The following is an 8,577-nucleotide window of genomic DNA, read 5'->3' as shown; positions in this document are numbered from 1 at the left end:
CCCAGAAGAGACAGACCACCACCACCGCCGCCCCCGGTGACGATCACCCAAATCGTGCCGCCACCGCCGGCACCGCCGCCACCCCCGCCACCGGACGTGCCCTCCAACGGGCCCGGGGATCCGGCGCCGAACCAGCCCGACGATCCCGAGGTGCCGCCGCCGCCGCCGGGGGCACCCGATGGAATCGTCGGCGTCGCACCGCACGCGGTGATCATTTCGATCCGGCAGTCTTCGCGGGCCTACGAACCCGCCAATCCGGGTCCGGGCGGCATGGAGGGACGCAAGAAGGCCGGCACCATCGCGACGCTCGCCAGTGCCATCGTCCACGCCGCAAACATGGGCGCGAAGGTGATCAATGTCAGTGTGACGGCATGTGTTTCGGCCGCCGATCCGCTGGATCAGGGCGCCATCGGAGCGGCCGTGTGGTACGCCGCGACCGTCAAGGATGCGGTGATCGTCGCGGCGGCGGGCAACGACAGCGAAGACGACTGCGCGCAAAACCCGTCGTTCGATCCGCTCAGCGCATCGGATCCCCGCGACTGGCATCAGGTCAAGACCGTGTCGTCGCCGTCGTGGTTCTCCGATTACGTGCTGTCGGTCGGCGCGGTGGACAACACGGGCTCGCCGATCAACAAGAGCCTGGCGGGGCCGTGGGTCGCCGCCGCGGCGCCCGGCGTCGGGATCATGGGACTGTCCCCGGAGACCGGCGGGCCGGCGAACGCCTACCCGCCAATCCGCCCGGGCGAGAAGAACATGCCGTTCTGGGGCACCAGCTTCTCTGCGGCCTACGTCAGCGGTGTGGCCGCATTGGTGCGCGCGAAATACCCCGGGCTGTCGGCACACCAGATCGTCAATCGAATTCTGCAGACGGCGCACAACCCTCCGCGCGGAGTCGACAACCAAGTCGGCTACGGCGTCGTCGACCCGGTGGCCGCCCTGACCTTCGATGTGCCTGCGGGAGACCGACTTCCACCCGCCGCGCAGAGCCGCCTGGTCCACCCGGCACCACCACCACCGCCACCGGACCATCGTGCACGCAATATGGCACTGGTGTTCGCAGGCGTTGTCCTGGCAGCCATCGCGGTGGCGTCGCTGATCTTTCGGGCACGGCGGGAGAGATGAAACCCGGGACGAAGCTGACAATCATCGTCGGCATTTTCCTCACCGCCCTCCTCGGGTGGGCGGTCGGCGGATACGGCGGTGCCGCAGGCGGTTTGGTGATCGGGACGGCGATCGGCGTCGTCCGCTGGCGCGGACAGCCGCTGTGGTCATGGCTGATCTCGTGGGTGAGGCGCCGTCGGCCGATCAGGTGGACTGAGCCACTCACAGTCGCAAACGACCGTGCCGGCGGCGGGGTTAGATACCAGGACGGCGTCGCGGTGGCCGCGGTCCAGCTGCTCGGGAAGCCACATACCCCGACGTTGTTCACCGGGTCGACGTCGACGTACACCGAGAACGCTTTCGACATCACCGATCTGAAGCCGCTGCTGCACCAGAGCCTCGGTCTGAGAATCGGTTCGCTCAGCGTGGTGAGCGCGGGCGCTCGCCGGCGCAGCACGGGCGACTATCCGCGCGTGTATGACACATTGATCGGTACGCCTCCCTATGCCGGTCAGCGCGAAACTTGGCTCATCGTACGGACTTCGGTTCTCGACAACGTGGAGGCACTGCGCGAGCGGACCTCGGTCGGCACCGCGACGCTCGCGGCCGCGCAGCGGATCAGTGCGGCGATGCGCCAACAGGGCATCCGCGCAAAGGTCGCGACGGCCACCGACATCGTCGAGATGGAGCGGCGGTTGGGCCGGTCGGCCCTGGAGGTGTCCAACCGGCGCTGGCGATCCGTTCGCGGGGACAGCGGCTGGTTGACGACATACTGGTACTCGCCGGCCGACATCACCGCGGAGAAGCTGGCCCACGTGTGGTCGGCGCGCGCCGACGGAATCATCCAGAACATCACGCTTTTCGGCGACGGCAGCGCCACCGCCACCGTGACGGTGCGTACCGCACAACAGCCGACGGCCCCACTGAGCACCATGCTGCGCACGCTGCCGGGGCAGCAGGCGCATGCCATCGCCGCCAATCTGTGCGGCCCGCTTCCGACACTGCACGGCATTCGCCGGGGGACGCTGCGCAGACCGCTGCTGGTCCCGATCGGGCCGTCGGGTGTGCTGCTCGGCAAGGTCGCCGGGGGAAACCGGATGCTGCTGCCGTTGGACGACGCGGGAGAGTTCAGCCGCGTGCACATTGCCGCAGAGGACGCGTTGGCCAAGCGGTTCGTGATCCGCATGGCCGGTGCTGGCGAGCGCATCACGGTGCATACCCGAAACATGCAGCGGTGGGCAACGGTTCGCATGCCCGACATCGCGGTGAGCGATCAGTCGAAGCCGGTCTCGGGCACGACGGTCAGCGTCGTGGACGGGACGCTGACACCCGCCCCGCGCCCGAACACGCTGATCTCCGTCGGCGAACCGGGCGAGCCGTACCGGGGGACGGCCAACGTGCTGATCACCCAGGTCGGTCCGGCAACGGTGGAAGTTCGAACCGACAGACAGGTACACACGGTGGAGGTGGAGTTGTTCCGCGCCGAAAACCGTTACGTATCGTCGGAACCGACGGTTTTGCGAAGCTCTGAGCTCGAAGCGGTGGATACACAATGACCAGCAGCACCACACCCGCTGCGGCGCGCAAGATGTTCGATCAGGCGATGACGTTGCTCGACACCGACGCCGCCGGCGCCGCGGCGCGGTTTCGGGAGGCGACGGAGATCGATCCGTCGATGGCCGACGCCTGGTTGGGCCGGATCGCCGCGGGTGACGAGTCGCTGCCGACCGTGCAACAGCTCTACACCTATGGCGCCCGGCTGCACCGGGAGACCAACCGCCTCGGCGCCCGCTTGTCGGCGCCGATCAAAGCCGGGCCGTACCTCTCCATATCGGTAACCGAGGCCTCCCACGCCGGCCTGGCACTGGCCAGCGCGCTCATCGACGACCGTCAGTATGAGAAAGCCGAAGCGCTACTTAAGGATTCGTCGCTGCTGGACACCTGGGAAAACCACCAGTGGCGCCAGTACATCGAGGCCTACTTGATGTTCGCGACCCAACGCTGGCCGGACGTGATCTCGGTGGCGGCCGCGGTCCTGCCGCCCCAGGCCATCATCATGTCGGCCGTCACCGCGGCGACCTGCACCCTGGCCGCCCACGCCGCGGCCCATCTCGGGCAGGGGCGCGTCGCGCTGGAGTGGACCGATCGCGTCGAACTGCGCTCCGGATACGGCGGCCCGACCGAGTCGCGTCGTCACAATCTCGAAACCGCCCTCGCCGCAATAGATCCCAACGATTTCCCGCTTATCGCCGCCGACCTTGCCTATGTACGCGGCATGGCGCATCGCCAGCTAGGCGAGGAGAACAAGGCGCAGATCTGGCTGTCGAAGGCGACGATCAACGGTGCGCTGATCGAGCCGGCCAAGCAAGCGCTAGCCGATCCCGCGCTGCAGCTGGTGATCACCGACGAGGATGCCATCCGCAGCCGAACGAACAAGTGGGACGTGACCACCGAGCTGTCGGAGCAGCAACGCCAGGAGTCCGAACACCAAGAGCGGCGCAGCGAACTCCTGCAGGAGGGGCGTGCGTTGCTCGACAACCAAGTCGGATTGGCCGAAGTCAAGCGCGCGGTCGCCGAACTGGAGGACCAGATCGAGGTCCGCGCGCTGCGCCTGGCGGCCGGACTGCCGGTGGCCAATCAAACCAACCACATGCTGCTGGTGGGCCCGCCCGGCACCGGCAAGACCACCACCGCGGAGGCACTGGGGAAGATCTACGCCGGCCTCGGCATTGTGCGCCATCCCGAGATCATCGAGGTAAAGCGCGCCGACTTCTGCGGGGAACACATCGGCGCCTCGGGCCCGAAGACCAACGAACTGATCAGCCGCTCGCTGGGCCGCATCCTGTTCATGGATGAGTTCTACTCGTTGGTGGAGCGCCACCAGGACGGCCGGCCGGACATGATCGGCATGGAGGCGGTCAACCAGTTGTTGGTGGCGCTCGAGGTGCACCGGTTCGACTTCTGCTTCATCGGCGCGGGATACGAGCGGGAAGTCGACGAATTCCTCACGGTCAACCCGGGTCTGGCGGGGCGGTTCAATCGCAAACTGCGGTTCGAGTCGTACACGCCCGACGAGCTGGTGGAAATCGCAGTGCGCTACGGCAAGCCGCGCGCCACCGTGCTCGAGGACGCCGCCGGCGAAGCGTTGAAGGCGGCCTGCCTGACTTTGCGCGCCTACCACGCACCCAATGGGGAGCACGGGATCGACCTGATGCAGAACGGTCGATTCGCACGAAACGTGGTCGAACGCGCGGAACGGCTGCGGGACTCGCGGGTGGCCGCCCAGCACCGCACCGACAAGGGGTCGGTGACCGTCGAGGACCTACAGGCGATTCGCACCCAGGACATAATCGCCGCGGTCAAGGACGCGTGCGCGGAAAAGCATGTGCCGATAGCGCTTTGAACGACGGCGGCAGCCTCACTGAATGTGGCTGATCAGCGTTTCGATCGCAGCGGCGACGCCGGGGGGTACCGCGTCACCGGCTTCGACGCGCACGATCATCTCCTCGGCCACGCCGGCCGCTTGCGCGGTTTCCCGGGGGGAAAGGTTCGCCGTCTGTCGGGCGGCATAGAGACGCTGCCCCAGCGGAGCGCCCGGCGCGCTCGCGCCGACCGTCATCAGTTCGTCGTAGTGGCGGCGCACCGTGGCCAGCGCCTTGATCAGTTCGGGGGTAATCCGGCTGATGCGCGTCGCGCGAACGGCGATCGTCTCGAGCTGGCGCAGATCGGCGAGGATTGGCGTCGCCCGCTCGAAGAATAGCGGATCGTCGACCGGTGGCAATGCGGCGATCGCCAGGCCGCAGCCGTCCACCGCGGCAACGATCGCCTGCGCGATCAACGATGTCGGGGCGTCGGAGTTCGGGCCCGGTGCGCCCGCTTCCGGCTCGACTTCGGCGTCTCCGGCGTGGCCCCGGCGGAGCCGCGCGATGGTTCCCGCGGGCCAGTGCAGCACCTGCTCGAGCTTGGCCCGGGTTCGTTCACGCGGCCAGCTGCGCCCCTTTTCGAACGCGATGAGTGCGCCGGCATTGATTATTCCGTCAGCCGCGAGACTTCGCTGACTGATGCCCAGTTCACGCCGGCGCGCGGCCGCGGCCGCCCCGGCCCGAACCATGGCGGGATCCGGCTCGCTGGAATCGGCGGTGGGCATTTGCGGTGATCCTCGGCTCGCTGGGCGGACCTTCCGCCGGTGCGATTCTAACCGTCGCACCGGCCGCCTCGTACCACGGCCGCTACGTTTTTAGTTCCGATAGCGCTACGGTTTGCTGCCGTCGTGCCCCAGGGCTTCTGGCCCGCGCCCCACACCGCATGTATCTACTGGTCAGCGCATATAAGTAGAGCCGCGGGGCTCCGTTCCCAGCGGGTATATCGACGAATACTGAACGGCCAACAGTAACGCAGCCGACGGAGTGCGGCCACAAAACTGTTGCATCGCAGCGGTTAGTGCTATAGCGTATCGAAACACATGCACGGATGACCGCAATGCTTCTGAAGGAACGAGCGCCATGACCGCAACAGCTCTGTACAACGTCCCACTCGGCGCCTGTACGCAGGATCCCGACCGCTGGACGTCAACGCCCGATGCCGAGGCCATCGCCCTGTGCCGAGCGTGCCCCCGGCGGTGGCTATGTGCGCGCGAGGCCGTCGAGTCTCCCGGTGCGGAAGGGTTGTGGGGCGGCGTCGTCATTCCGGAGGCGGGCCGCCGCCGGGCCTTCGCCTTGCGGCAGCTGCGATCCCTGGCCGAGCGCAACGGGTACCCGCTGCGCGAAACCGCAAAGTCGGCTTAACCCGGCGCGCAGTGGCCGCCGAATTTCGAGGGGTCGGCGGCGGGAAGCGCAACAGCGCGAGAAATCTTCTGGATTTCTCGCGCTGTTTGGGTTTGGACGAAACGGCGGTCAAGCCGGTTCGAATCGGAAGACGGTGAGCTGGCCCGCCAGCGCCTCGAACTCGTCGGCCGTGCCATCCCGCACCATGCCGGAGCGCTTTGCGAACGCCACCCCGACCGGCACCTCGGCGGGGAATGCGCGCAGCACCGGGCGCGCTTCCTCGGCGTTCAGTTCGACGATCCTGACTTGCCGCGATCGCCGGCCCCGGGCCAGCGTGCCGGTGCCCGCGGCGCGGGCGTTGGCCGCCCAGTCGGCACCCGGATAACCGGCCACCACGTAGAGGCCGCCCTCGAACTCGAACGGCGTCATCGGAGTGCTGCGCGGTTGGCCCGACTTACGGCCGGGCACGGTCAGCACCATGGCGGGGCCGGTCGGTATCCCGAGCCGTTGCACCGCCATCATCATTTTGTTCATCGGTTTGAGGTAGCGCGGCGGACGTGGTTGTGACATCTGAGTGCTCCTTATCTATTTCGCGAACAGGCTGCGGTGCGTCGACACCCACTGCGCGAACGGCGTCGCCGCCCGGCCCAGGATCTTCTCGACGTCGTGGGTGACGAGCGCGGGTTTGTCGAGCGTGTCGGCGAGCATGGACGTGTAGGCGTCGGCGAACTCGGCGCCGAAACCCAGGTCGATGAACCGTTGCCGGACGAGGTCGGCCGGTACTTCCTGATATCGCAGTGGGCGGCCCAGGACGGCGCCGATGACGTTCACCAGCTCGGTGTTCGTGAATGCCTGCGGACCGGTCAGCGGAATGCGCTGCCCGACAAGCTCATCGGTGAGCAGCGCCCGCGCGGCGACCGCCGCGATGTCGGCCTCGACGATCGGCGCGGTCGAGGCCGCGGCGTACGGTCCGGCCACCACATCGCCCGCGCGGATCTGCGCCGACCACATGCCGGCGAAGTTCGTCGCAAAGACCGTGGGGCGCAGGCTCACCCACGCCAGGCCGGAATCGACCGCGAGCTGCTCGACCTCCTTGTTGCGATCGCCGCGGAACCGCGACGGCTGCCGGGAGAGATCGTCATCGGCGTTGATGGCCGACAGTGCCACCAGCTTGGTGACCCCGGCGGCCACGCACTGGGCCACCACGTCGGGCAGGTCGGCCCCGAGCGCGCGGGAATTGAGGAATACAGCCGACGCTCCCGCTAACGCGTCGGCCGCCGAAGCGACCGTGTCGACGGAGGACGGAAACCCCGCCTCGGGCGAACGGGTGACCGCCCGCACTCGGGCGCCCGCGGCGGTGAGTTCGGCAACGAGGGGCCGCCCGACGTTGCCGGTGGCTCCGGTTACGACGATCGTCATGATGTGGTTCCTTCCGGTGTGATGCGACTGCTTTTCACCAAGGACGGGGCGGAAGATGGGAAAGTTACAGCCGGAATGTGTAACTTTTTGCCGCATCAGATCGTCGAAGATTCATGGACCAGTCGTACGACCTGATCACCGAGGCGTGGCGTCAGCACCGCCCGTATCTGATCAATCTCGGATACCAGATACTCGGAGACGTCGGTGACGCCGAAGACGTTGCGCAGGAGGCGTTTCTGCGGCTGTCCCGTGAAGACGTCGACCAGCTCGACGACGTCCGCGGCTGGCTGACCGTGGTCACGAGCCGGCTCTGCCTCGATCAGGTGCGCTCGGCGCGATCGCGCTACGAACGCTTGAGCCGCCCGGCCCGCGATGGCCGCGACGCCGAGCCGGCCGAACCGCGGTCCGCCGATCCGGCCGACCGTGTCACGCTCGACGACGAGGTCCGCAGCGCCTTGATGGAAGTCTTACGCCGGCTCAGCCCGGGGGAGCGCGTCGCGTTCGTGCTGCACGACGTGTTCGGCGTCCCCTTCGACACGATCGCCGAGACGGTGGGCCGCCCGGTCGGCACCTGCCGCCAGCTGGCGCGGCGAGCGCGGGCCAAATTCACTACGGCACAACCGAAGTTGAGCGAGGTGGCCTCGGCAGAGCACCAACTCGTCACCGAAAAGTTCATCACCGCATGCGCCAACGGCGACATCGCCGCACTGACCGCCGTGCTGGATCCCACAGTCTGGGGCGTGGGCACGGTTCTCGCCGACCCGGCGCCGCCCCCGCAGGTCAATCACGGGCCACACGCCGTCGCCACCAACCTGATGCGCTACCTCGGGCCGGAAGTCACGGTGGTGAGCGGTCCGGCGGGACAGCCGGTGCTGCTGGCCTTCGCGCAGCGCCGGCTCTTCGCCGCCATCGTGCTGACCATCCGCGGCCGCCTCGTCACCAAGATCGAGGCGATCGCCGATCCGTCGGCCCGCGCCGGGGCCGCTCAACAGCCGTAGCTTGTCAGCTGCCGTCCGCGTCGCGGCGGCGATCGCGTGCCCGTTCCGGCCGCGCCGCGAAATACCCTGCGACCGTTGCGGTTATCTGCAGAAATTTGCGGCGCGTCGCCGTCGCCATTTGATGGCTCACATCGATGACGCCGCCGGGCCGTAGATGGGGATCGAAGGGCACCTCGACCACCGGCTGGCCGTGTTCGATGAATTCGCGGGCCAGCAATTCCCGGGTGCGTTTGTCGGCATGGCCGTCGGAATCGTTGAGCACCACGAGCGTGCGGTGCAAGAGACCGGCCAGTCCC

At 67.8% G+C, this 8,577-nt stretch carries 8 protein-coding genes and 1 pseudogene; 5 read left to right on the top strand and 4 right to left on the bottom strand.

Going from position 1 to position 8,577, the window contains the following annotated elements; all coding sequences use genetic code 11:
- The 3 genes from mycP to eccA all read left to right on the top strand — a co-directional run.
- On the top strand, positions 1–1,122 hold a 1,122-nt coding region (mycP, locus tag A5744_RS13750), incomplete at its 5' end, for a type VII secretion-associated serine protease mycosin (protein WP_139331344.1).
- Positions 1,119–2,657, top strand: a complete 1,539-nt coding sequence (gene eccE, locus A5744_RS13745) for a type VII secretion protein EccE (RefSeq protein ID WP_076061847.1) — start codon at positions 1,119–1,121, stop codon at positions 2,655–2,657. The genes mycP and eccE, both read left to right, overlap by 4 nt.
- Positions 2,654–4,504 (top strand): type VII secretion AAA-ATPase EccA, encoded by a 1,851-nt coding sequence (eccA, locus tag A5744_RS13740; protein ID WP_076061846.1) that lies wholly within the window; start codon positions 2,654–2,656, stop codon positions 4,502–4,504. Before eccE ends, eccA begins: the two co-directional genes overlap by 4 nt.
- A gap of 15 nt (positions 4,505–4,519) precedes the next feature.
- On the opposite strand, the gene A5744_RS13735 is transcribed toward eccA, so the two are convergent.
- Positions 4,520–5,248 carry a helix-turn-helix transcriptional regulator gene (locus tag A5744_RS13735; RefSeq protein WP_170874490.1) on the bottom strand — a complete coding sequence of 243 codons (729 nt, stop codon included), beginning with the start codon at positions 5,246–5,248 and terminating at the stop codon, positions 4,520–4,522.
- Between the two features lie 355 nt (positions 5,249–5,603).
- Between A5744_RS13735 and A5744_RS13730 the strand changes: the two genes are divergently transcribed.
- Positions 5,604–5,885 carry a WhiB family transcriptional regulator gene (locus A5744_RS13730; RefSeq protein ID WP_076061844.1) on the top strand — a complete coding sequence of 94 codons (282 nt, stop codon included), beginning with the start codon at positions 5,604–5,606 and terminating at the stop codon, positions 5,883–5,885.
- Between the two features lie 108 nt (positions 5,886–5,993).
- Here the strand turns inward: A5744_RS13730 and A5744_RS13725 are convergent, their stop codons facing one another.
- Together A5744_RS13725 and A5744_RS13720 are read right to left on the bottom strand one after the other, a co-directional pair.
- The gene (locus tag A5744_RS13725) at positions 5,994–6,434 is read right to left on the bottom strand and encodes a nitroreductase family deazaflavin-dependent oxidoreductase (RefSeq protein ID WP_076061842.1); all 441 of its coding nucleotides are present in this window, start codon (positions 6,432–6,434) and stop codon (positions 5,994–5,996) included.
- Positions 6,435–6,449: 15 nt separating this feature from the next.
- Complete coding sequence (locus A5744_RS13720; RefSeq protein ID WP_076061840.1) at positions 6,450–7,283, bottom strand: NmrA family NAD(P)-binding protein; 834 nt, start codon at positions 7,281–7,283, stop codon at positions 6,450–6,452.
- 113 nt (positions 7,284–7,396) lie between these two features.
- Here A5744_RS13720 and sigI point away from each other — a divergent pair, with 113 nt between their 5' ends.
- Positions 7,397–8,281, top strand: coding sequence for an RNA polymerase sigma factor SigI (sigI, locus tag A5744_RS13715; protein ID WP_076061838.1), 885 nt, complete (start codon positions 7,397–7,399; stop codon positions 8,279–8,281).
- Positions 8,282–8,285: 4 nt separating this feature from the next.
- On the opposite strand, the pseudogene A5744_RS13710 reads toward sigI, so the two are convergent.
- Positions 8,286–8,577, bottom strand: a pseudogene (locus tag A5744_RS13710) (ATPase); the annotation flags it as partial.

This window comes from Mycobacterium sp. IS-1264, assembly GCF_001954195.1.
Classification (GTDB): Bacteria; Actinomycetota; Actinomycetes; order Mycobacteriales; family Mycobacteriaceae; genus Mycobacterium.
This window is presented reverse-complemented; position numbering and strand designations above follow the sequence as displayed.